The following is a 24,208-nucleotide window of genomic DNA, read 5'->3' as shown; positions in this document are numbered from 1 at the left end:
GTTCCACAAGCGTCACTCCCGAAGGAGATCTGCTTGCTTCCCGCGCTCGACTTGCATGTATTAGGCACGCCGCCAGCGTTCGTCCTGAGCCAGGATCAAACTCTCCAATAAAAGTAGTTTGATTGGCTTGTCTTACTTGTTTTTTCTCTCCCAATCAGATGAGAAAAAACGAATTGACGTCAGGCTATTTTGTTTAGTTTTCAAGGTTCGAAATCTTTTTGTTGAGCACTATTAAATATACCACAGTTCCACTTAATCTGTCAATATTTTTAATAGCTATTTTTTGGTGCGCTTTTTTCAGCGACAAGAACCAGTATAATATCAATTTAGTATAAGTGTCAATAACTTTTCAATAAAAAAATAAATTTCCTAGTTATTCTAATAAAACAACTGCAAATTCAACATTTTCAATTGAAGTATCTATTAAAATACGACTTCTCCGTTCCAGTCTAGCATGCCACCTTTAAGGTTGTTAACTTTATATCCTTGCTCATCTAAAAACAAGCAAGCATTATGACTTCTTCGACCAGAACGACATACGATTACATACTCTTTATCTTTTGATAGTTCACCCAATCGTTCTGGCACTGTTTGTAATGCAATATGTTTTGCACCCGGAATCATACCTTGAGCTACTTCTTCATCTTCTCTTACATCAATTACTTTATAACGTTGTTGATCCTCAAGATCTTTCAATAATTCATCTGAAGTAACTTCATTTATTGGCTGACTCATCGTCATCATCCTTTCATCTACATTTTCTATTTTAAAAATTAAATGGCCCTATTGTCAATTCCATTATTCGAACTTAATATTCCAAAAAATAAACCTTCCTCATAATAATTGAGGAAGGTTATAATTCGCTTTTTAATTCGCTACAATATTTACTAATTTGCCTGGGACAGCAATTACTTTTCTTACGGTTTTGCCTTCAATCCATTCTTGGATAGTTTCATCAGAAAGTGCTATTTCTTCTAATTCTTTTTGATCAGCGTCTTTATTGACCAACGCTTTTGAGCGAACTTTACCCATTACTTGAATAACGATTTCTACCTGATCCTCTTCAAGCTTTGATTCATCAAAAGTCGGCCAAGCCTGATAAGAAATCGTACCTTCATGCCCAAGTTTCGACCACAGTTCTTCTGCAACGTGCGGTGCTATTGGTGAAAGTAATTGTACGAATCCTTCTGCAAACTGTCTAGGAAGTTTGTCAGTTTTATAACATTCATTGACGAATACCATCATTTGAGAAATTGCTGTATTGAATCGGAGTGCTTCGTAATTCTCAGTAACTTTTTTGACTGTTTCATGATAGACCTTTTCCAGATCAGCATTAGAATCGTCAACGATTCTCCCTGAAAGTTCCCCTGAATCCTCCATGTATAGTCTCCACACGCGGTCAAGGAAACGGCGAGCGCCATCCAAGCCATTTGTACTCCAAGCTACTGAAGCTTCAAGAGGTCCCATGAACATTTCATACAATCTTAAAGTATCAGCTCCATGAGTTTCTACAATATCATCAGGATTGACAACATTACCTTTAGATTTACTCATCTTTTCGTTACCTTCACCTAGAATCATTCCTTGGTTAAACAATTTCTGGAAAGGTTCTTTCGTTGGAACTACTCCAATATCATATAAAACCTTGTGCCAGAAACGAGCATATAGTAAGTGAAGCACAGCATGTTCTGCTCCACCTATATAGATATCAACTGGTAGCCATTTCTTCAGCTTTTCAGGATCAGCTAGCATCTCGCTGTTATCTGGATCGATGTAACGAAGATAATACCAACAGCTACCTGCCCATTGTGGCATTGTATTTGTTTCTAAACGTCCTTTTTTACCTGTTGCAGAATCCTCAACGTTAACCCATTCTGTAATATTAGCTAGAGGAGATTCTCCAGTTCCGGATGGTTTTATTTCAGTTGTCTTAGGCAATACAAGAGGCAAATCGTCCTCATCAACTGGCGACATTGTTCCATCTTCCCAGTGGATTACCGGAATTGGTTCACCCCAATAACGTTGTCGACTAAACAACCAGTCTCTTAGACGATAAGTCGTTTCACGCTTTCCGACACCCTCTTCTTCCAACCAATCGATTGCTTTTGTAATAGCCTCTTCTTTACCTAAGCCATTCAAGAATCCAGAATTCACGTGTTCTCCGTCCCCTGTATAGGCTTCTTCTTCCACATTTCCACCAGCTACGACTTCAACAATTGGTAGTTCGAACTTTTTCGCGAATTCATAGTCTCTTTCGTCGTGAGCAGGAACAGCCATGATGGCACCAGTACCATAAGACATCAACACATAATCTGCAATCCAGATCGGCATTTTTTCTCCATTAATCGGATTGATTGCATATGCACCAGTAAACACACCTGATTTATCTTTCGCAAGGTCAGTTCGTTCAAGTTCACTTTTCGTTTGAACATCTTTCTTATACGCTTCTACCGCGGACAATTGATCTTTAGTTGTAATTTTTTCAACTAACGGATGCTCTGGAGAAAAAACAGCATACGTCGCACCGAATAAGGTATCCGGGCGTGTAGTGAAAGCCTTGAACGACTCCGCTGCACCTTCAATCTCAAAGCTTACCTCAGCACCCTCGGATTTTCCTATCCAGTTACGCTGCATATCTTTCAAACTTTCTGGCCAATCAAGCTCCTCAAGATCTTCAAGCAAACGATCCGCATAAGCGGTTATTTTTAGCATCCATTGACGCATCGGTTTACGAACAACCGGATGTCCTCCACGTTCACTCTTTCCGTCGATGACTTCTTCATTTGCAAGAACTGTCCCAAGTGCTGGGCACCAGTTAACAGGTACTTCATCGATATATGCTAGACCTTTTTTATACAATTGAATGAAGATCCACTGGGTCCACTTGTAATAATCAGGGTCAGTTGTGTTTACTTCCCGGTCCCAGTCATAGGAAAAGCCCAGAGACTGAATTTGCCGTTTAAACGTTTGGATATTTTCCTCAGTGAAATCGGCCGGATCGTTGCCGGTATCAATTGCATACTGTTCTGCAGGAAGTCCGAAAGCATCCCATCCCATAGGGTGCAATACTTCATATCCTTGCATCCGCTTCATACGGGAAACGATATCTGTTGCCGTATAGCCTTCAGGATGCCCGACATGTAAACCCGCTCCAGAAGGGTAAGGGAACATATCCAACGCATAGAATTTCTCTTTTTCAGATAATGTATTTGTCTTGAATGTTTTATTCTCTTGCCAGTAATTTTGCCATTTTGATTCAATTTGCTGATGATCGAAAGCCATATCAATTCCTCCTAAATTATATATAAAATAAAAAACTCCCACCCCAACAAACGTTGGGACGAGAGTTACCCGTGGTACCACCCAAATTAGCATAGAAGCTATGCTCACTTGACTCCTTAACGCGGAAGACGGTATACACTACTTCAGTTCATGTATACAACTCAAAAGGCGAGTTCAGATTAAGCAAGAATGACTTCCACCAACCGTCATCTCTCTATACATGCTTTAAATCTTACTACTCCTTATCACTGTCAGTATATAATATATGAAAGTATTTTAATTAAATAAGTGCTAATTGTCAAGTTTTTATAATGGTGATCTTCTTAAAAGCTTCAGGTAGCTTTGTTCTTTAGCATTCCCCATGATAAAATTATTCAGTCAGAATCAGTAAATATAAAGGTGTTGGATTAAGTGAAATCAATCATTCCCCTTGCACATTCTATTTTGGAAGAATCATTACGTGAAGGCGATATAGTAGTTGATGCTACTTTAGGTAACGGACACGACAGCTTGTTCCTCAGTAAAATTGTGAGGAAAGAGGGAGCTGTCTATGGATTTGATATCCAAGAGGAGGCTATATTACAGTCAAAAAAACTTTTTCAACAAGAAGACGCCCAAAATATATACACTTTCAATATAGGACACGAGAACGCTGCAGACCTTTTAAAACAAAAAGAAGTCGAATCAATTGATGGGGTGATATTCAATCTGGGGTATTTACCAGGTGGCGATCACACTGTTACTACTCTCAGCAGAACAACCATCATAGCATTCAATGATCTTTTTGAATTGCTTAAACCAAATAAATACATCGTTTTCGTGGTTTATCCCGGTCACGAACAAGGCAACCATGAGTCCGACTCACTCGTGTCACACCTATCCAAAATCCCTGCAAAAGATGCCGACATCGCAAAATATCAGATGGTCAACCGAAGTGAAGCTGCACCATATGTAATTGCAGTTTTTAAAAAATAGACGAAAGGCTCCTGAAATTTTCAGGAGGCTTTTTTATTGAGTCATATGCGCTTTTTAACTTTCCGATAGCCTTTTCCATTCCAGTAGATGAATTTAGCTTTCCAACCTGTTTTCCTCAAGAGATGATTACAGATTTCCTTTCCGTTATGAAAATCGTTCACTTTTCGATCAGATAAATAAAGCCCTACTAAACATACAACAATTTGTTCATGGAATTGTGGATCCGGTATTCCATTAATTCCTTCTCGAGCATTTTTTATCATATATTCGAACCGTTCTTTCAAAATATCTTCGCTTTCATAGTAATGACAGAAGTTCAGGTCACCTTCAACTTCATCCTCTTTTTGGTCGATGAAATAATCTAGGAGAATGTGCAACCCCTGCATATACGGAAAATAAGATTGATACACTTCTTCACCAACGTAAATATCATCCAGACCATAAGAAATTAAACAAAAGATTCCGATGGTAGACCCCGTCGCAGCAGAAAATTCATACCAAAAGAGTTCCTCATCATCTTTTTCCCTATTGAACCATTCCTCTAACCGAGGCACCCTTTCATCTAGTCGTACATGTTTATGTACCTGGAGATCGATATACAACCCAGCTAGACGATGAATCGTCGGATAAATTCGTTCATAATCTTTTATTCGCCTAGTTATTTCCTGGCATGTGGCGACTAGTGAAGCCAGGTATTCTCCATCATCTTGTTCATCCCTAAACTGATAATAATTTCTTCTCTTATTCACGGAATTTGGCGAAATTGCATCTAACATGGATAAATGAAGTTGGCGGAAATCCTCTGGATCAAGCGAAGTACTTCTATCACATAAGTTATCTAGATAGTCACTGATTGTCTGGTAAGCTACGATGAAGCTAATCGCGTCCTCCCAGTTTTCTCTAGCCAGCACAGCATAAATCGAGCCACCTTCACAGTGGAATGTTTTAGAGTCAATGCTTTCAAGTGCTTGTGTTCTTAGTTCATCATTCGGTATCTTCTCAGCTAATTTTCTCCAACCATCAAGCTCTTCATTTGCCTGGGGGAAAATTTTACGATAACTGACTGATAATATTTTCGTGAGAGAGGTTGGAATGTTTCTAATCTAAATCATCCTCCTGTAAAGATCCTTGCTATCAATCCTTCGATTAATTTCTTTGATGCTCGATGAACTGTATCACATCGGCATATACTTCATCACGTTCTGGTTCATTCAATATCTCATGATAAAGGTCTTCATATATCTTTATTTTCTTCTCTGATAAGTCCACTTGGTTGAACCATTTCTTAACCGCATCAACATCAACTAATAAATCTTCTCCAGATTGGAGTAACAGCGTCGGTACATCAGGATATTTCTTAATTTTCTTAAAGGCAAGATCGATCCCTTTTTCAAATTCCAAATACCAACGTACAGAGACTTTCCTTAAATATAAAGGATCACTAACATCCCTAGCAATAAATGCTTCATTCCGCGTAGCCATTTTTGAATGGACATTGGTAGGAACTAGAACAGACGGAGCTAATACGTTTAGCACCTTTGATAACATGTATAACGGCTTTTCTGGAACATTGCATAAACCGAGGGCTGGCGAGGATAAAATCACTCCATCAACCTCAATGTTTTGTTCCTGGAGAATGCGAATAGCAATTAATCCACCCATGCTATGACCTAAAAGGAAAACAGGTAAATCATAAGTTTTTGCTTGATCGATCCATTCAGAAACCGTGTCAAAATATTGCTTAAACGATTTGATGTGGCCTAACTTTTTCTGGGTAACCCCTTGCCCAGGCAAATCGCCATATACAATGTGATAGCCTTGCTTCAATAATTTATTAAAAAGCCATTCATATCGACCAGAATGTTCGAATGCACCATGAATGACAACCACAACAGCTGTCGGGTTCTCTGTTTCTCTTACAATCATCCAATCCCTCTCCTACCATCTGTTTCTTCTAATTTGATATAATTATCTTATCACAACCTATTATAGGAGGAACAATATGATACTCGAATACAAAGGAAAATACCCTCAAATTGATGACACAGCCTACTTATCAGAAGATGTTGTAGTGACAGGCGAGGTAACAATAGGAGCCTATTGTAGTATTTGGTTCAAGACTGTCATTCGTGGCGATGTAGCCCCAACAATTATAGGGAAAAGTGTCAACATCCAAGACCAGAGTATGCTTCACCAAAGCCCTGGTATGCCATTAGAAATAGAAGATGGAGTCACCGTTGGTCACCAAGTATTGCTCCACTCTTGCAAAGTTAGCAAGAATGCATTGATTGGGATGGGGTCGACTATTTTAGATGGTGCTGAGATTGGAGAAAATGCCTTTGTTGGTGCTGGAAGCCTCGTACCGCCTGGTAAAAAAATCCCCTCCAATACTTTAGCATTCGGACGACCTGCTAAAGTTGTCAGAGATTTGACCGATGAAGATTATAAGGAAATGAAACGTATTCGTACAGAGTATGTGGAAAAAGGACAAGTTTACAAATCGAACCAGTCTTAAGGGGTAAGTTATATGTATGGATGGCTATTGGTATTCAGTTCACTAGTTGCACTTTTACTAGTTGTATCTTCTATTAAACAAAAAAGTTTCCGAAAAGTTAGCTATTTATTTGCTGGCTTATTTTTCGGATGTTCAATCGCACTTTTTATTATTATGCTAGGACAAAACCACCCAGCTATTCTCGGGTGGTACGAGGAAACCTTTATAGACAAGCAGGCTAATTCCTCACTTGTCTTTGCGGAGAATAACGATAATTGGTCATCGATAACTGAAAACTCTCTGATCGAACAGTATATTTTGGCAGAGGAGAAATTGATTGAAGCTCCCATCATCCAGCAATATCCGCAACTACCCCGTGGTTGTGAGGTAACCACTCTTGCAATGCTATTAAATTATCATGAAATAGAAGCTGATAAAATGGAGTTGGCTGATGAGATCAAAAAAGACCCAACACCCATGAAGAACAAGAATGGTAATGTCCACTTCGGAAACCCACATGAAGGTTTCGTGGGGGATATGTTTTCACTAGAGAACCCTGGTTACGGTGTCTATAATGGACCAATAGAGAAGTTAGCGAAACAATACGCTGGAGAAAGAGTAGAAAACCTCACCGGATTCTCCTTTGAGAATATTCTTGCTTCGGTTCACGAAGATGAACCAGTTTTAGTCATTACTAACACTACCTTCAAACCTTTACCTAATACTGCTTTTGAAACATGGAGCACCCCTCAGGGTAAGATCGACATCACAATGAAAGAACACTCCGTCCTTGTTGTCGGTTATGATGAGGAATTCATTTACTTCAATGATCCCCTACAACAAGATATAAATAAAGCACCCATCGACGATTTTCGCGCCGCTTGGGTGCAGATGGGAAAGCAAGCAATTACGATTACTTCGTCGTAAGCTTGCTTTTTGCTTCATCTTCTATTTGTAATTCTTCTATACTATAAACACCTTCAATGTAAATCTGATGCCATAGCATGAACATAAGCACTGTCCATATTTTCCTACTATAATCCTGCTTACCTTCTCGATGCTTTTCTAACAAATTAATGACTACATCTTTATTCAACAAATAATCGGTCTGGCTGTTTTTAATTAACCCCGCCGCCCAATCATATAATTCATTGCGTAACCAATGACGGATAGGTACGGGGAAGCCTAATTTTTTGCGATTCAACACGTGCTCCGGAACTACACTTTCCATCGCCTCACGCAAGATTGATTTCGTCGTACCATTGGCAATTTTATAATCAACGGGAATGGAATTGGCAACACGGAATACTTCTTTATCCAAAAACGGTACGCGTAATTCCAATGCATGAGCCATTGTCATTCGATCAGCCTTTAGCAAAATGTCTCCACGCAACCAGGTGTGGATATCAACATACTGCATTTGATTCACTGGATTTGTTCCTTGCACTTCTCGGTACAAGGGGTTGGTAAATTTTTGGTACGGGTTGTGCTGGTCATACGTTTTCAATAAAGCAGATTTCTCTGCTTCTTCAAACATCTTCGCATTCCCGATATATCTCTCAGAGAGAGGTGTTGTACCACGTTCCAAGAAGCTTTTACCCTTTACTCCCTCCGGTAACACTTTCGCTACACGATTCAGCAAATCTTTGGCTGGCGTTGGAACCGATTTAAACACTTTTAAAGATTCAGGCTCACGGTAAATATTATACCCACCGAATAATTCATCAGCACCTTCACCTGATAGCACAACGGTCACGTGTTTCGACGCTTCACGCCCAACAAAATACAACGGTACACAAGCTGGATCAGCCAGAGGATCATCATTATGCCACATAATCTTAGGAAGCTTTTTCACATATTCTTCTGGTGAAATCACATAAGAAATATTCTCAACACCAATTTTCTCAGCAGATTCTCTCGCTACATCGACTTCCGAGTACCCTTCTCTTTCGAACCCTACTGAAAATGTCTTTATATTCGGATTGAACTCTTTCGCAATCGCAACAATAATCGTCGAATCGATTCCTCCAGATAAAAATGAGCCAACTGGTACGTCGCTTCGCATATGAACATTCACAGAGTCAAACATTACATCACGGATTTGTCGCATTAGTTGTTGCTTCTCAGTTTGCACAGGGTCAAACTTTGCATGGAAATAACGCTTGAAAGTTGGATCCTCGCCTGGCTTCATGGTGAAAGAATGCCCAGGCTCTATTTTCCGCACTCCCTTTGTCATTGTTTTAGGTTCAGGGACAAACTGGAAGCTTAGGTAATGTTGCAAACTTTCTGCGTCTACTTCCTGTTGTTCGATTGCAAGGCCTATGCTTTTTTTCTCAGATGCAAAATAAGTACCATTTTCTTGACGACTATAGAATAAAGGTTTGATACCAAATGGGTCCCTAGCACCGTGAAGCACCTCTTCAGACTTGTCCCAAATCAAAATGCCGAACATTCCACGTAAGTATTTGAATGCTTCATCTCCATGCTTAGAAAACATCGCTAAAATCACTTCAGAGTCAGAATCCGTTTCAAACTCGTAACCTTCTTCCAAAAGCTCTTTCTTCAGCTCTACATAATTATAAATCTCTCCATTAAAGACCATCCAGTAACGCTCATTTTCATAAGGTAATGGCTGATGACCACTTTCAATATCTATAATACTCAAGCGACGGAACCCAAACGAGATGAAGTCGTCATGATAAAACCCTTCATCGTCCGGACCTCTGTGAGTAATAATTTCGTTTTGCTTTACAAATAAAGCGCGCTCTTGTTCAGTTATTTTAGATCGTTGGTGTCTTATATATCCGATAAAGCCACACATGCAAAATTCCTCTTTTCTCTTTAAAATGAAACAGGTTAATTATATCATATCCTCGACAAAAATAATTAAAGCAAAGTAGGAAATTTCTAAAATTTAGCACCGTTAAAACTCATAGTAATAAAGACAAGGTCAATATAAAAACAGTCAAACCAAAAGAGGTCTGACTGCTTCATAAATAATCATTAGCTCAACTGCGACCTAAGCTCATCAACTTTATCCGTTCTCTCCCAAGTAAAATCGTCATCTGAACGTCCAAAATGACCATAAGCTGCTGTCTTCTTGTAAATCGGACGTCTTAAGTCAAGCATTTTAATTATACCAGCTGGGCGCAGATCAAAAGATTCTCTGATTGCCTCCACTAGCTTAACCTCTTCAACTTTTCCTGTTCCAAATGTATTAATTGAAATGGATACGGGTCGCGCAACCCCAATTGCATATGCCAACTGAACTTCACAAACGTCAGCTAGTTCTGCCGCAACGATGTTTTTCGCGACGTAACGAGCGGCATATGCTGCAGAACGGTCTACTTTTGTTGCATCCTTACCACTGAATGCTCCCCCGCCATGACGAGCGAAGCCTCCGTAGGTGTCTACGATGATTTTTCTACCGGTAAGCCCTGCATCTCCTTGAGGACCACCGATGACGAATCGACCAGTTGGATTGATGATATATTTAGTTTCTTCATCTAATAATTCAGATGGGACAACTTCATTAATTACTTTAGCCTTCACATCTTTTTGAATTGTTTCAAGTGATATTTCAGGGTGATGTTGAGTGGAGATCACGATTGTATCAACCCGCTCTGGATTCCCATCATCATCGTATTCAACTGTCACCTGTGTTTTCCCATCGGGACGTAAATAATCTATTTCTTCTGACTTTCTAACATCAGCTAGTCGCTTAGCTAATTTATGAGATAATGAGATCGGTAGAGGCATAAGCTCTTTGGTCTCATTAGAAGCATATCCGAACATCAACCCTTGGTCACCTGCACCGATTGCTTCAATTTCATCATCGGACATTCTACCCTCCCTTTTTTCAAGAGCTGTATTGACGCCCTCAGCGATATCTGCAGATTGCTCGTCGATTGATGTCAAAACTGCGCATGTTTCATAATCAAAACCGTATTTTGCGCGAATGTATCCAATATCTTTAATTGTCTCACGTACAATAGTAGAAATATCTACATAAGAAGTAGTAGAAATCTCTCCAGATACTAATACTAGTCCTGTAGTTACCGTTGTTTCACAAGCGACACGTGCATTCGGGTCTCGCTTTAAAATTTCGTCTAAGATAGCATCGGAAATTTGGTCACATATTTTATCCGGATGCCCTTCTGTTACTGACTCTGATGTAAAGAGTCTGCGTTGATTCAACATAATGAAAATCCTCCCTCATATTCTCATGACGGATCTCTTTTTCCTTCGTGAAAAGCGATTCAGGTTTAAGTGGAACCTATTTGTGGGAATAAAAATAAAAAACCTTTCCCCGCATACGACGAGGAAAGGTAACCGTTCAGCCTTTCACTCTTATCGTCCAAGGGTATTCCTTGCCTCAGGATAGCACCTGTCACTTTCATGATGGTTGCCGAGCTTCATAGGGCCTGTTCCCTCCACTTGCTCTGGATAAGAGAAATTCCGTTTCTGCATTATAATAACGTGAATCAATTTTCGTGTCAACAAAGGTAAAACAAAGGAAATTTAGAAATATTTTTTATTAGTATGGATTAATAAAATAAATGTGTTATACTATTAATCATAATTAAACAATATAATGATTATTTCATTTGAAAAGGATGGTTTATAAATGAAAACAATGAACGTTCAGTCGCATGTTTCGCGCTTATTAGACAATGATACTATCAACCAGAACTTACCTATCTCATCACTAGTCGAAAAGGTATTAGAGCGAAAGGAAGGCTCACTTACTTCAACAGGAGCTGTCCGTGCGACAACGGGAAAATATACGGGTAGATCTCCAAAAGATAAGTTCATCGTTGAAGATGAAGAAACTAGAGATACAGTCGAATGGGGTCCAGTTAACCAACCAATTAGTGAAGAAAAATTCGTTAATCTTTTACAAAAAGTGACTGATTATTTAGTTGATCAAGATGAATTATTCTCTTTTAAAGGGTTTGCTGGTGCAGAAGAAAAGCATCGCCTTCCTATCCAAGTAGTCACCCAATATGCTTGGCACAATCTTTTTGCTAACCAACTATTCATTCGTCCGACTTTAGAGGAATTATCTAATCATGACACAGAATTCACAGTGATTTCAGCACCTCAATTCAAAGCAGACCCTGAAGTTGACGGTACGAATTCTGAAACCTTCATAATTGTATCATTTTCACACGGCATTGTGTTGATCGGTGGTACAGAATATGCTGGTGAAATTAAAAAATCAATTTTCTCTGTCATGAATTATATTTTACCAGAGAAAAAAGACGTTCTTCCGATGCACTGTTCAGCAAATGTTGGTGCAGAAGGTGACGTTGCATTATTCTTCGGCCTATCAGGAACAGGGAAAACAACATTATCCGCTGATCCTAACCGTCGTTTGATTGGTGATGATGAGCACGGCTGGTCACAAAACGGTGTCTTCAATATCGAAGGCGGATGTTATGCGAAATGTGTCAACTTGACTGAAGAAAAAGAACCTCAGATTTATAATGCCATCCGTTTCGGTTCTGTCCTCGAAAATGTGGGAATAGATGAAACGACTGGTCTACCAGATTATGATGATACGAGTTTAACTGAAAATACTAGAGCAGCATATGCAATTGATAATATCGATAATATTATTACGCCTAGCAAGGCGGGCCATCCTAATACCATCATTTTCTTGACTGCTGATGCTTTCGGGGTCCTACCTCCAATCAGTAAGTTGACGAAAGAGCAAGCGATGTACCACTTCTTAAGTGGGTATACAAGTAAGCTAGCAGGAACTGAGCGTGGAATTACAGAACCAGAAGCTACATTCTCAGCTTGCTTCGGTTCACCATTCTTACCATTACCAGCAGCAAATTACGCAAAAATGCTAGGTGAAAAGATTGACCAGCAAGATGTAGACGTATTCCTAGTAAACACAGGCTGGACTGGTGGATCATATGGAGAAGGTTCACGTATGAAGCTTTCGTATACTCGTGCAATGATTCAAGCTGCCCTTGAAGGTGACTTGAACAGCATTGACACAAAGGAAGATGAAATCTTCGGTTTATCGATTCCAACCACTTGTCCTGGAGTGCCTTCAGATGTTCTTCAACCTAGAAAAACTTGGACAGATGGTGATGCTTACGATCAAAAAGCAAAAGAACTTGCAACGAAATTCCACGAGAATTTCAAAAAATTCGACTATGTAACATCTGATATCGCAGAAGCTGGTCCTAAATACAAAGGATAAACATTTACCAACTACTTCATCCAATTAGGGTGAAGTAGTTTTTTTATTAACATTGATAAAGAAGGGGTTTCTATTTTGAAAATCATCATTTTATTAGCCTCACTAGCTATGATTACCAATTGCGTAAATGAAACCAACGACAACGATGTAAAAGGGTCTCCCACAAAAATCGAAAACCGTAATCCAACACCTGGAGAGATACTTTCACAAAATGAGGACGCAGATATTTTTATGCTAAAAGGAATTGTGTACCAAAATGCTGAAAACCTTCAGTGGGTAATAGATGAAAACCCTACAAGCAGCGAGCAAGTTGGTGAAATTGAGAGTCAAACCTCAGATGCAGAATCATTTAAGAATGGCACAGCAACTGACTTGCCTGTTGGAACTAAAATTTACGAGACAAATGTAGGAAAAGGTATATATATTGCAGAGGTCGATGAGGAAGAGAAATTATATTTAGCATTAATAGAAGGGTAACGAAAAAAAGCTCCGAAACTGAATTCGGAACTTTTCTATGTGTTCATTTGATTGATTAAATCCATGGATAATTTCAATACATCATCTTTCATCATAAAGCTGAATGAGTCATTTTTCTTTAAGTCTCGAGGCAACCGGTCGAATAAGACAGGACCTTCTGTTTCAAAATAGTGCTCTTGCTTATCTAGTTGATCAACCTTGGCAAAATATACATTCTTGATGATCTGTCCGCCTTTTCCGTCAACAAAATATTGACCGACAAAACGAAGCGAAGAAACGTTACCACCCGTTTCTTCCATTACTTCACGGATAGCCGCTTCTTCGGCATTTTCACCTGGTTCTACTTTCCCGCCGGGAAACTCTAATCCCCTATCACTATGGCGAGTCAGTAACCATTTATCCTTATATTTCGTTATCACCCAGACGTGCTTCGGTTCTTTTGAAAATCGTTGTTCATTTGCCATGAATTTTACGGTGTTGTCATAATAGTCCTTAAATACATTCACAATTACTCGGTCCCTTAGTTAGATGAATTATTGATACTGTACGTCTATTATAGTAGCTTTACCGTCTTCATTCAATTGAATATTGAAAACGATCGTATACGTTCCATCTAATTCAGTCTGATTGGTTTGTGTTACAACATATTCTTGCTCATTCACATTCTCAACTTCGTAATCATTATCTGGGATAAACCAAGCTGGAGTTTCTGTAGGCACAATATAAAGGCCGTCTTCTTGTTCCTTATAGAAGTAATTAACGAATTCATTGATTACATCTTCAGATGCTAGTGGTTGAAAATGCTCTTTCAATTTTGCTAAGGTATCGAAGTTTTTAACTTTATAATTTTCATCTGCTTCTTGTACTAATCGACTCATAAATTCTTCTGTTACATATTTTATTTGCTTGTCAGTTAACGTTGCTGATTCTTGTTCATTTTCCTCTTTTGAATCAACCTCAGCTTCTATGTTAACCTCTTTGTCTTTTAATTCCGATTGGTGGTTTTTCTGCTTGTCCATCTCATGGACTTCTGTTTCTGCATTAACTTGCGATAATGCTGTTGGTAGCGCAATAATCAACGCTGTTATAATTACTAAGTATGATAAGTTCTTCATGATCGTGACCACCCTTTTATGTGTTGTTAATAATCCTATTCCTGTAACACAATAGAAATAAACATCTTTTTTACATTTACTCCTAAAATAGATCAAAGGGTCTAATTGGTCCTTACCACCATGAGCAATAATACTTATTAGTATTCTTCATCTTTAATCAATGTATCGAAAAAAGAAAATGACTCGATATGCTTTTTCGTCTCCGGGACACCGAGTTCATAAATCAACCGATACGCACGAATCATACAATCATCTACTGCGTCATTGTCCTCATCATGATGATATTCCTTGAAAGGTACATGCGACCTTAAAAATGTTCCGAACTCTGCATGTTTCATTTCGTCCAAACATTCACGTAATGCAATAATATCATTAGGCTCACCGTAGATCACAAATGTATCGTTATTTCCTGCTTTCAGTTCTGAGATTTCTCCTGCTTCAATATTGACATAAAATTTACGTTCATCCATCTTATTGCCTCCTCTTTTTACAGATAGTTTTCCAAGAAACCATAGAAATATTATAGAGATATGCAAAAGAAATTACTTAGCAAAAATAAGAGACACCCTGTATATGGGTGAATGAGTACATATCCTGATCATTCAAATTAGCAGGGATTCTCTGTTATGTCCGATTGAACTTAAGTTATGAAGGATTAAATTTAAGTTATGGTGGATTGAACATGATTTATGGTGGATTAAACTCAAGTTGTGGTTGATTGAGCTTGAGTAATGGTTGATTGAACTAGGATTGTAGTGGTTTGAATTGCAGTTATGATGGATTGAACTTGACTTATGGTGGATTAAATATGAGTTTACAACAGTTAGCAAAGTCTATTTTAAATCATTAAAAAATCAAAAAATCACGGTCATTACGACCGTGATTTGGATTTAAAATTTTATAATGCTGTTTTAACTTTATTTTCAGTTACACAATTATTTTGCATGCCTGACTTCTCGGCTGCTGCTTGAGCTAGAATGCAACGACCTCTCCCATGTGGAATCGTCATCGGTGTTCCGAATAGCGGATCATACGTAACATCGCAGTTCATCCCAAATACATTGTAGACTAGGTCACAAGAAACGATTTCTTCAGGTTTACCTGATGCATAAACCTTTTTGTCTTTCAATGCAATGACATGGTCAGCATAGCGGCAAGCTAAGTTTAAATCGTGCAAGACCATTACGATTGTACGGTTATCTTTTTCATTCAACTCAAACAGTAAATCTAATACTTCTATTTGATGAGTCATGTCTAAGTAAGTGGTCGGCTCATCTAAAAAGATGATTTCTGTGTTCTGAGATAAAGTCATCGCGATCCATGCACGTTGTCTTTGACCACCTGATAATTCATCGACAGGACGATCTTTCAACTCATGCATATTCGTATCGATCAGAGCTTTTTCTACTGCTGTTTCATCATCTTCTGTCCACTTTTTCAACCAACCTTGGTGTGGATAGCGTCCAAGCTTAACTAGCTGATAAACAGTCAATCCTTCTGGTGAAGATGGTGATTGTGGTAGGATTGCCATTTGCTTAGCAACTTCACGAGTATTCATTTTAGCGATTCCATTACCATCTAAAACGACTTCTCCCGACTTAGGCTGCAATAAACGTGCCATCGAACGAAGTAAGGTGGATTTTCCGCAACCATTACTTCCAATGAAAACAGTAATTTCACCCTTTGGGATTTGTATATCTAATTCATCTATAATTACGTTATCACCATAACCTAGCGTCAGTTGATTCGTCATCAGCGATTCCATAACACACACCGCTCCTTAGGCATTGTCGTTCGTTCCTGTTTGATATCTCTAAGTATACTGTAAATGAAAATCATTATCATTGCAACCGTTATATAATAATTTATGATAGATAATAGTCAAACATTCGGGTCGTTTGTTTTTCCAATCTTTTCTCATGTACGTCCACTCCAATGCCTGGTGCGTGAGGTACTTGGACCATTCCATCCTTCACTTTGAATGGTTGTTTGATAATATCTTTTTCCCAGTACCTTGATGACTCTGACAGATCGCCAGGCAAATCAAATTGTTCTAATGAAGCTAAGGCAACGTTATGGGCCCTACCAATCCCCGTTTCCAGCATTCCTCCACACCACAACGGAACATCAGCAACTTTCGCAAAGCGATGAATATCAAGCGCTACAGAATATCCACCTACTCTTCCAAGCTTTACATTGATATTATCAACAGCTCCTAGCTCCATTGCTTGAAATGCGTCATGTTCAGACTGAACTGACTCATCTAAGCAGATAGGTGTTTGAAGTTGTTGTCTTAATTGATAGTGGTAATAGAAGTCATCCGATCGAAAAGGTTGCTCAATCATCAACAAATTCAAATCATCAAGCTTTTTCAAGTGCAACATGTCTTCGGGATCGTACATGCCATTTCCATCAAACATGATTGGAGTATCACCGATGTGCTTTCTGGCATCTTCGATCATTTCACGTTCTCTTCCTTTTTGAACCTTTAACTTATATCGCTTATACCCTTTCTTTTGGTACTCTTTCAGTTGTTTTTCAACATCATCGGTTAATGATAATACAACGCCTGAAGCTACTTCATTCCGGTTCCCACCGATCAGTTCTTTGATTGATTTCATCTGTTGTTTTCCATATAGGTCCATCAAAGCCATTTCAATACTTGCTTTTGCCATCTGGTGCCCTTGGACAGAGCTTAAAGCTCCAGCAACTTCTTCAGGCCGTTCTATTTTTTCTTTTTCTAACATTGGGAATAGAAAATTTCTCAGGATGTTCCATGCAGTTGCAGTCGTTTCTGAAGTGTAAAACGGATCTGGAAATGCCACACACTCCCCGTAGCCGATTCGGCCGTCTTGGTCGTGAGCTTCTATGATTAGACATTCTCTTGTAACTACCAGTCCATTTACCGTTTGAAAAGGTTGCTTCAACTTCATCGAAACTTGCCTGACTACAAATTGTTTTAAATTCATCGAATCTACCTTTCTGGTACTTCATCCGCCAATAAATGACGCATTAATTTTTTTGCTGCATTTCTTGGTAAGTTTTCTTTGAAAAATATTTGCTTAGGAACTTTATATTTAGCTAAATATTGATGACAGTGTTCAATCACATCAGTTTCATTTAATGCTTCATTCTTGATTGTAACAAATGCTACAGGCACATGACCCCACTTTTCATCATTTCTGCCGACAACCCCTGCATCTACAATATCAGGATGTTGTTTTAATACATTTTCGATTTCAGCTGGATAAATATTTTCCCCACCTGATATGATAAGATCCTTGCGTCGATCAAGGACATATAAGAAGCCATCCTCATCCAAATAACCTAGGTCACCTGTATGTAACCAATCGTTTTCAAAAGAGGTATCATTCGCTTTTTGTCGATTCCAATAACCCTCAGTCACGTTCGGGCCTTTTACAAGAATTTCACCAACTTCACCCATAGGCACCTCGTGGCCTTCATTCGCTATGATTAATTCCCCGGGAAATAAAGGTTTTCCGGCTGAACCTAATTTTTGTAGTGCGTGACTTTCATCCAGTGTACTGAACTGGGAAGCTGTTTCGGTCATACCGTAAGTTTGAAAAACAGGAACATTTTTTCCCTGACATTTTTCTAATAATGAGCGGTAAGCTGGGCCCCCTCCTAGCAATAAGCAACGGAAGGAATCTGGGTATTTTCCATCTCCTAAACGTACCATCATTTGCTCAGCCATTACTGAAACCGCCGATATAATTGTAATATTTTCTTCCATAATTGCTTGGTGAACTTTTTCCACATCGAATTTTTCGAAAAGATGGATTGGCATTCCGTAAATTACACTTCTGTAAATAATTGAAAGACCACCTACATGGAACATCGGAAGACATAAAAGCCATCGATCATCATTATGTAATCCAAGATTCAAAGCAGAAGCTGTTGCACTAGACCAGTGATTGTCATAACTCAATTGCACACCCTTTGGTTGGCCAGTTGTTCCAGAGGTATATATGATGTGAGATGTTTCTTCTTGATTGATAGTAGTGCGAAGGTTTTCAGCCACATTAGCATCTAAAGGGATACTAGTCATATCAATCGTTTCTATAACAGTGTCTTTAATATTTTCTTTAAATACAGGGTCATGGATAAGTAATTTTGCACGGGCATCACTGAGTTGGAATTCCCACTCTTTCTCTGATAAACGGGTATTCAACAATACATTGACAACACCAATGTATTGTAAAGCATGAATCAAAACAATCATCTTATAGGAGTTGATAGCTAAAACAGCTACATGATCGCCAGATTGTATCCCTGAATGTTGTAGATAAGTTGCTACTGACTTAGCATCATTTCTTAATTGATTAAAAGTCATGCGGTATCCGTCTTCAGTGATCACAGCTTCTTTTTCCGGAGTCAGATAGGCACGCTTTTCTAACCAGTTCGGCATTGTTTTCATTTAATTCAAACCTTTCTTCTAAACCTCGTACAATTTATGTAACTTGCTTCTTTTATTTTAACAAATTAAATCATAAAAAGGTCGCATGGATTTCCATGCGACCTTTATCATTTAATTTTGATACCTTATGGGAAACGAGGGAACTGTTTGAAGTCTGGATCGCGTTTTTCTTTAAACGCATCGCGTCCTTCTTTCGCTTCGTCAGTTGTATAATAGAGAAGTGTTGCGTCTCCACCCATTTGTTGAAGACCTGCAAGACCATCTGTATCTGCATTGAATGAAGCTTTCAAGAAACGTAGAGCAGTAGGTGATTTAGAAAGCATTTCTTGACACCACTGTATCGTTTCAGCTTCTAATTGATCCACTGGTACTACAGTGTTTACTAAGCCCATATCTTCAGCTTCTTTTGCACTGTATTGTCGGCATAGGTACCAGATTTCACGCGCTTTCTTATGACCGACAATACGAGCAAGGAGTCCAGCACCATAACCAGCATCAAAACTTCCTACTTTCGGTCCGGTTTGTCCGAATACTGCGTTATCAGCAGCAATCGTCAAGTCACAACAAACGTGTAATACATGTCCTCCACCAATTGCATATCCAGATACCATAGCAACTACAGGTTTAGGAATCACACGGATTAAACGCTGTAAATCAAGAACATTCAATCGAGGTACATGGTCAGTACCTACATAACCACCGTGGCCGCGAACTGACTGGTCACCACCGGCACAGAATGCTTCATCTCCAGCACCTGCAAGTACAATGACACCCACACTTGAATCGTCACGTGCAATTGTGAAAGCATCTAGTAATTCCTTTACAGTTAAAGGAGTAAATGCATTTCTTTTATGCGGACGGTTGATTGTGATTTTAGCAATACCGTCATACACTTCATAAATAATTTCTTCATATTCTTTCTGTTTGACCCATTCGACAGTCATATGTAATCCTCCTAATTTAATCTTTGAATTAAAAACTCACTTACTATTCTACCAAAACTTTCGCTATTTTCCATATGAGGAGCATGTCCTACCCCAGAAAAAATATAATGTTGTGCCTGTGGAAGCTTGTCCTTCATGTTTTGATTGAGTTCGGTAAATTTTTTATCAAGACTACCAGTTATTAATAAAACTGGAAAATTTATATCAGGTAAGTGCTTCCACATGGACGGCTGATGCCCTGTTCCCATTGATCTTAACGATAACGAAAGACCCGTCGCCGTCTGGCTTAAACGTTCATTTCTCAAATGAGCTTTTTTATTAGATGAAAGTTGTTCATGAGAATCGAAAAGAGGGATGCTTTCCCAGTAATCGACAAACATTTCAATGCCAACAATTTCAATCCACTCAGCAAGGTTTTCATCTTTCTTTTTTCGTTCTATTTTACTTTCACCTTCAAGGCCAGGAGAAGCACTTTCCAAAATAAGCTTCTTTATTTTTTCTGGAAAAAGATGTGCATACACAAGCGCTGTCCTACCGCCCATAGAGTATCCCATTAAATAAAAAGATTTTAAGGATAATTGGTCTAGCACTTCATCTAATTCCTTACATGCATCTTCCATGTTATTCAAATAATCTGTATTGGATTTTCCGTGACCAGGTAAATCAATCAAAATCCACTGAAATTGACCTCTATACTTCTCAGCAATTTCTCTCCAAGTATCAGTTGATCCAGTAAATCCATGAAAACAGACCATGGGAGTACCTTCCCCGATCCGCTCAACATAATATTTATTCAAGCCCACATTTATAATCATGAAGAAGAACCTTTCAAATGTTTTTCAACACTCCCTTTGACGTTCTGCCACTTGCTTCGGTGCCATTCAAGGTTCGCTTCCCTATCCGTCTGTACTTCGATGATTTCTGTTCCTGTAACATCTTCTGAAATCAATTTCTCTAATTCTTCCATCGAATCTACTTTGCGGTAGTTACCTTGTACAGCTTCCACTAATAGTTTCAGTTGTGGATCGAAAGGTGTACCGAACAATGGCTCAAAGTGTTCTTTTTCCTCGTGCTGAGGAAGAAATGAGAAAATTCCTCCCCCGTCGTTGTTATTGACAATCACTCGGATATTCAATTTATATTTTCTTGCAATGAATAGGGAAGTATAATCATGCAAGAAGGATAAGTCACCAATCAAAAGTGTTACCTTTTCCCCTGCAACAGCCGCTCCAAGAGCTGAAGATATGACCCCGTCAATTCCATTTGCACCACGATTCGCAAAAACCTTCACCTGTTTTTTCTCAGTTAAAAAGAACGTGTCCATATCTCGAATCGGCATACTATTTCCTACAAAAACTGAATGGTTTGAAGGTAAAGATCTTGATAATGCAAGAGCAACATGCCCCTCGGTCAACTCGGATTCTTCCTCTGTATTCTCCAAAATGAGCCTGGATTGTTTATCTAACTGCATCCAAGTTTGAGTCCATTGTTCATTGATTGAAATCTCATGCTTATACCCTATTAACTGGGTCGCAAATGTTTCAACATCAGAATAAATCATCATTGTTGGGACATTTGTCGGTTCACGATAACCACTCGATTGTTCGACTACATAATGCTTGATATTCGATTGGCTCTGCAGCCACTTGAAATAGGCTTTTGATACAGGCATAGCCCCAAAACGGATGATGAAGTCCGCGTTAAGCTGACTAGCTATTTCTTCATCTTTTAAAACAGCATCATATGTTGAGATGATATTATCATTAGTCGACTCATGCTGTCGTAAATTTGAGAGAACATCAGCCAGTACTGGAACGTTGAGTTCGTCAGCTAATTCTAATATAGCTGTTGCATCTTCTTCATCAGTCAATTCGCCACATACGACCAATCCTTTTTTATCACCTTTTAACTGATCGACCAACAGCTCCATTTCGTCAAAAGATACTGTTTCCCTTCCATTCACATTACCTAAATAAGGTGTAGACCTTTCACCCCATAAGTTTTCAAGTGATAGGTCTGGAATTAGGGGATCACGAAAAGGAAAGTTAAATTGGACGACCCCTGGGTTACTTTGCGAGGCCAAATAACAAGCTCGACTAGCTTGTCTCCTTGCGTAATCAATCATATTAGATGCTCCGTCAGGTAAGGCCATTTCATGGAAAAATTTCGTGTAATCACCGAATATTTTAATTTGATCGATCGATTGTGGTGCACCGTTATCACGAAGTTCATGTGGTCGATCTGAAGTAAGTAGAATCAAAGGCACTCTTGAGTAGTAGGCTTCTACAACCGCAGGAAAATAGTTCGCAACAGCTGTACCCGATGTACATACGAGAACAACTGGCTTTCTTTTAGTCTTGGCGATTCCTAGCGCAAAAAAAGCCGCTGAACGCTCATCAAAGTGGATCCACTCTTTTAGATGAGGATGTTCAGCAACTGTCATCGCTAATGGGGTAGATCTTGACCCTGGAGAGATCACAATATCTTCTACTCCATTAACGAAAAGTTCATCGATAAAATTAGACACATAATAGGTGCTCTTGCCCATGTTCATTAAGACGTGCCTCCTAAAGCTTCAAGCATTGGTTTGAGCTTAAGCTCAGTTTCGTTGAATTCAGCTTCTGGATCTGAATCTTCTACAATCCCACAACCAGCAAATAGAATCGCTTTGTGATTACGGATTAATCCTGAACGGATACCAACAGCGAACTCGCCATCCCAATGGTGGTTCATCCACCCGACAGGAGCTGCGTACCAACCACGGTCAAGTTGTTCATTTTTTTCAATGAACTCTAATGCCTTTTCACGTGGTTCACCTCCGAGCGCTGGAGTAGGATGTAAGTGCTTCACGACATCAAGTACATTGTAGTCTTGTTTCAGCTGGGCTTGGACAGGCGTATACAGATGCTGGAGCGCTCTTAAAGGATAAATAGTCGGATCATCAGGAATTTCAACATTTTCACATAGTGGAGAAATCGCTTCTCTCATCATTTCCACAACATAGTGATGCTCTTGGCGATTTTTTTCATCATAAAACAACTCCGATGCTAACTGCTCATCTGACTCGATGGTGTTGCCTCTTGAAGTTGTTCCTGCCAAACAAGCCGAAGACAAACGTTGCCCTTCAACATTCACAAGTTGTTCAGGTGAAGCTCCAATAAATGTATCTTCCCCATTCTCAACTGCGAAAATATAACTATCCTTCTGCTGTTTATATAACCGATTCAAAACTTCCAGTGTGGTGATTTTGTGTTCGAAATCCGCTTCTAACTGTCTGGCTAACACTACTTTACCCATTTCTCCATTTTTTATCTGTGATACAGCATCGTTGATCAATGCTTCCCAATCTTGATATGGTGAACTACTTTTAGATAAAAGACGATTAGATTCAGCAGATGAAGAATGATGAACGATCGGTCTTTTCCATTTAGCTAATTGATCAGATACATTTTTAATATCTGACTGCTGTGATAAAGTTACATTGTACGACAAATAGGAATTGCCATTATAATTAGTAAGCATGACTTTAGGCAATTGCATATAGCTTGAAGGAAACGCCGCCCAAATATCTGATGAAATAGATTTTTCTAAGAATGAAAATCCACCGAGCAATGTCGGTCCGGTTCCTTTTTGAGTGATATCGCTAGAGATCAGAGTGTTTTCTAAGAATTCTTTCCATTGACTTTGAATAGATTCAAAACGACCTTGCTCATGTTTGTCTTGAAAAGCCTTTTGTACACCTATTCCAACATAAGCATATTCGTCATCCGCACTTTTCCATAACATGCGTTGTCCTTGGAATGATTCAAATTTCGCAAAAAAATCTACCGGATCAATGGGCTCGATCTGTTCTACCACAGAAACGGAGTATTCTTTATTATCATCAATCATTTGATTTTGAAGTTCTTTCAATTGTTTATCTATAGAATTTTGCTGAGTTTGTAACATAAGTTGTCCCTCCATTGCGACAAGGGCATATAATTCATACCTACATTCTGCAAGTATGGTCAATTAATATTAGGTGACATTTAGACTGTCACAAAAGTGTCCATTCTTTATTGTATGATTTTTTTGGCTATACGACAAGAAGAACACTAATTACTGCATTGACAGAGTATATTCGATTCTCTAAACTATTTTTAGATTAGAACCCTTTTTTAAAGGAACCCCATTCAAATAGAGGTTTCGAACTAAAGAAGTTTAACTCAAGAAATTGAGCAAATTATTAATTGAAATCCTAGATAGATTACAGGGATTATATCG

21 protein-coding genes, 1 rRNA gene, 1 riboswitch and 1 other annotated feature are annotated in these 24,208 nt (G+C 38.9%); of the genes, 5 read left to right on the top strand and 17 right to left on the bottom strand.

Going from position 1 to position 24,208, the window contains the following annotated elements; genetic code table 11:
• The 3 genes from CEY16_RS09570 to leuS all read right to left on the bottom strand — a co-directional run.
• Positions 1–111, bottom strand: a 16S ribosomal RNA gene (locus tag CEY16_RS09570); the annotation flags it as partial.
• 312 nt (positions 112–423) lie between these two features.
• Positions 424–735, bottom strand: a complete 312-nt coding sequence (locus CEY16_RS09565) for a rhodanese-like domain-containing protein (protein ID WP_101331756.1) — start codon at positions 733–735, stop codon at positions 424–426.
• Positions 736–867: 132 nt separating this feature from the next.
• The gene (gene leuS / locus CEY16_RS09560; RefSeq protein WP_101331755.1) at positions 868–3,282 is read right to left on the bottom strand and encodes a leucine--tRNA ligase; all 2,415 of its coding nucleotides are present in this window, start codon (positions 3,280–3,282) and stop codon (positions 868–870) included.
• Positions 3,283–3,333: 51 nt separating this feature from the next.
• Positions 3,334–3,540: a binding site (T-box leader), on the bottom strand.
• Positions 3,541–3,693: 153 nt separating this feature from the next.
• Between leuS and mnmM the strand changes: the two genes are divergently transcribed.
• Positions 3,694–4,257: a tRNA 5-(aminomethyl)-2-thiouridylate-methyltransferase MnmM gene (gene mnmM, locus CEY16_RS09555; protein WP_101331754.1), complete on the top strand. Its 564-nt coding sequence runs from the start codon at positions 3,694–3,696 to the stop codon at positions 4,255–4,257.
• A gap of 41 nt (positions 4,258–4,298) precedes the next feature.
• Here mnmM and CEY16_RS09550 read toward each other — a convergent pair whose 3' ends face one another.
• Complete coding sequence (locus CEY16_RS09550; protein WP_101331753.1) at positions 4,299–5,360, bottom strand: tetraprenyl-beta-curcumene synthase family protein; 1,062 nt, start codon at positions 5,358–5,360, stop codon at positions 4,299–4,301.
• A gap of 43 nt (positions 5,361–5,403) precedes the next feature.
• Positions 5,404–6,183, bottom strand: a complete 780-nt coding sequence (locus CEY16_RS09545) for an alpha/beta hydrolase (protein WP_101331752.1) — start codon at positions 6,181–6,183, stop codon at positions 5,404–5,406.
• Between the two features lie 76 nt (positions 6,184–6,259).
• On the opposite strand from CEY16_RS09545, the gene CEY16_RS09540 reads away from it, so the two are divergent.
• A complete protein-coding gene (locus CEY16_RS09540) occupies positions 6,260–6,772 on the top strand; it encodes a gamma carbonic anhydrase (protein ID WP_101331751.1) in 513 nt (170 codons plus the stop codon).
• Positions 6,773–6,784: 12 nt separating this feature from the next.
• Positions 6,785–7,678, top strand: a complete 894-nt coding sequence (locus tag CEY16_RS09535; protein ID WP_238378814.1) for a C39 family peptidase — start codon at positions 6,785–6,787, stop codon at positions 7,676–7,678.
• On the opposite strand, the gene asnB is transcribed toward CEY16_RS09535, so the two are convergent.
• Together asnB and metK are read right to left on the bottom strand one after the other, a co-directional pair.
• A complete protein-coding gene (gene asnB / locus CEY16_RS09530; protein ID WP_101331750.1) occupies positions 7,665–9,572 on the bottom strand; it encodes an asparagine synthase (glutamine-hydrolyzing) in 1,908 nt (635 codons plus the stop codon). The two genes, CEY16_RS09535 and asnB, sit on opposite strands and share 14 nt — an antisense overlap.
• A 182-nt stretch (positions 9,573–9,754) precedes the next feature.
• Entirely contained in the window at positions 9,755–10,951 is a 1,197-nt protein-coding gene (gene metK, locus CEY16_RS09525; RefSeq protein ID WP_101331749.1) for a methionine adenosyltransferase, read from the bottom strand.
• A gap of 147 nt (positions 10,952–11,098) precedes the next feature.
• A riboswitch (SAM riboswitch) is annotated at positions 11,099–11,204 on the bottom strand.
• A 174-nt stretch (positions 11,205–11,378) separates the two neighbouring features.
• On the opposite strand from metK, the gene pckA reads away from it, so the two are divergent.
• Together pckA and CEY16_RS09515 are read left to right on the top strand one after the other, a co-directional pair.
• Complete coding sequence (gene pckA / locus CEY16_RS09520) at positions 11,379–12,971, top strand: phosphoenolpyruvate carboxykinase (ATP) (RefSeq protein WP_101331748.1); 1,593 nt, start codon at positions 11,379–11,381, stop codon at positions 12,969–12,971.
• A gap of 75 nt (positions 12,972–13,046) precedes the next feature.
• A complete protein-coding gene (locus CEY16_RS09515; RefSeq protein WP_101331747.1) occupies positions 13,047–13,448 on the top strand; it encodes a hypothetical protein in 402 nt (133 codons plus the stop codon).
• 35 nt (positions 13,449–13,483) lie between these two features.
• Here CEY16_RS09515 and ytkD read toward each other — a convergent pair whose 3' ends face one another.
• The 10 genes from ytkD to CEY16_RS09465 form a co-directional block, all read right to left on the bottom strand.
• Entirely contained in the window at positions 13,484–13,954 is a 471-nt protein-coding gene (ytkD, locus tag CEY16_RS09510) for an RNA deprotection pyrophosphohydrolase (RefSeq protein ID WP_101331746.1), read from the bottom strand.
• Positions 13,955–13,981: 27 nt separating this feature from the next.
• Positions 13,982–14,563 (bottom strand): hypothetical protein, encoded by a 582-nt coding sequence (locus CEY16_RS09505; RefSeq protein ID WP_101331745.1) that lies wholly within the window; start codon positions 14,561–14,563, stop codon positions 13,982–13,984.
• A 137-nt stretch (positions 14,564–14,700) separates the two neighbouring features.
• A complete protein-coding gene (locus CEY16_RS09500) occupies positions 14,701–15,033 on the bottom strand; it encodes a hydrolase (RefSeq protein WP_101331744.1) in 333 nt (110 codons plus the stop codon).
• A gap of 428 nt (positions 15,034–15,461) precedes the next feature.
• Positions 15,462–16,328 (bottom strand): ABC transporter ATP-binding protein, encoded by an 867-nt coding sequence (locus CEY16_RS09495; RefSeq protein ID WP_101331743.1) that lies wholly within the window; start codon positions 16,326–16,328, stop codon positions 15,462–15,464.
• A gap of 100 nt (positions 16,329–16,428) precedes the next feature.
• On the bottom strand, positions 16,429–17,532 hold the full coding sequence (gene menC / locus CEY16_RS09490) for an o-succinylbenzoate synthase (RefSeq protein WP_101331742.1): 1,104 nt from the start codon (positions 17,530–17,532) through the stop codon (positions 16,429–16,431).
• Between the two features lie 5 nt (positions 17,533–17,537).
• Complete coding sequence (locus tag CEY16_RS09485; RefSeq protein ID WP_101331741.1) at positions 17,538–19,001, bottom strand: o-succinylbenzoate--CoA ligase; 1,464 nt, start codon at positions 18,999–19,001, stop codon at positions 17,538–17,540.
• A 125-nt stretch (positions 19,002–19,126) separates the two neighbouring features.
• Positions 19,127–19,945, bottom strand: coding sequence for a 1,4-dihydroxy-2-naphthoyl-CoA synthase (gene menB / locus CEY16_RS09480; protein WP_101331740.1), 819 nt, complete (start codon positions 19,943–19,945; stop codon positions 19,127–19,129).
• An 11-nt stretch (positions 19,946–19,956) separates the two neighbouring features.
• Positions 19,957–20,760 carry a 2-succinyl-6-hydroxy-2,4-cyclohexadiene-1-carboxylate synthase gene (gene menH / locus CEY16_RS09475; protein ID WP_101331739.1) on the bottom strand — a complete coding sequence of 268 codons (804 nt, stop codon included), beginning with the start codon at positions 20,758–20,760 and terminating at the stop codon, positions 19,957–19,959.
• Complete coding sequence (gene menD, locus CEY16_RS09470) at positions 20,757–22,499, bottom strand: 2-succinyl-5-enolpyruvyl-6-hydroxy-3-cyclohexene-1-carboxylic-acid synthase (protein WP_238378813.1); 1,743 nt, start codon at positions 22,497–22,499, stop codon at positions 20,757–20,759. The genes menH and menD overlap by 4 nt, the downstream gene beginning before the upstream one ends.
• Positions 22,499–23,893, bottom strand: coding sequence for an isochorismate synthase (locus CEY16_RS09465; protein ID WP_162297913.1), 1,395 nt, complete (start codon positions 23,891–23,893; stop codon positions 22,499–22,501). Before CEY16_RS09465 ends, menD begins: the two co-directional genes overlap by 1 nt.
• Between the last annotated feature and the right edge of the window lie 315 nt (positions 23,894–24,208).

Origin of the sequence: Halalkalibacillus sediminis (assembly GCF_002844535.1) — a bacterium.
GTDB lineage: Bacteria > Bacillota > Bacilli > Bacillales > Alkalibacillaceae > Halalkalibacillus_A > Halalkalibacillus_A sediminis.
This window is presented reverse-complemented; position numbering and strand designations above follow the sequence as displayed.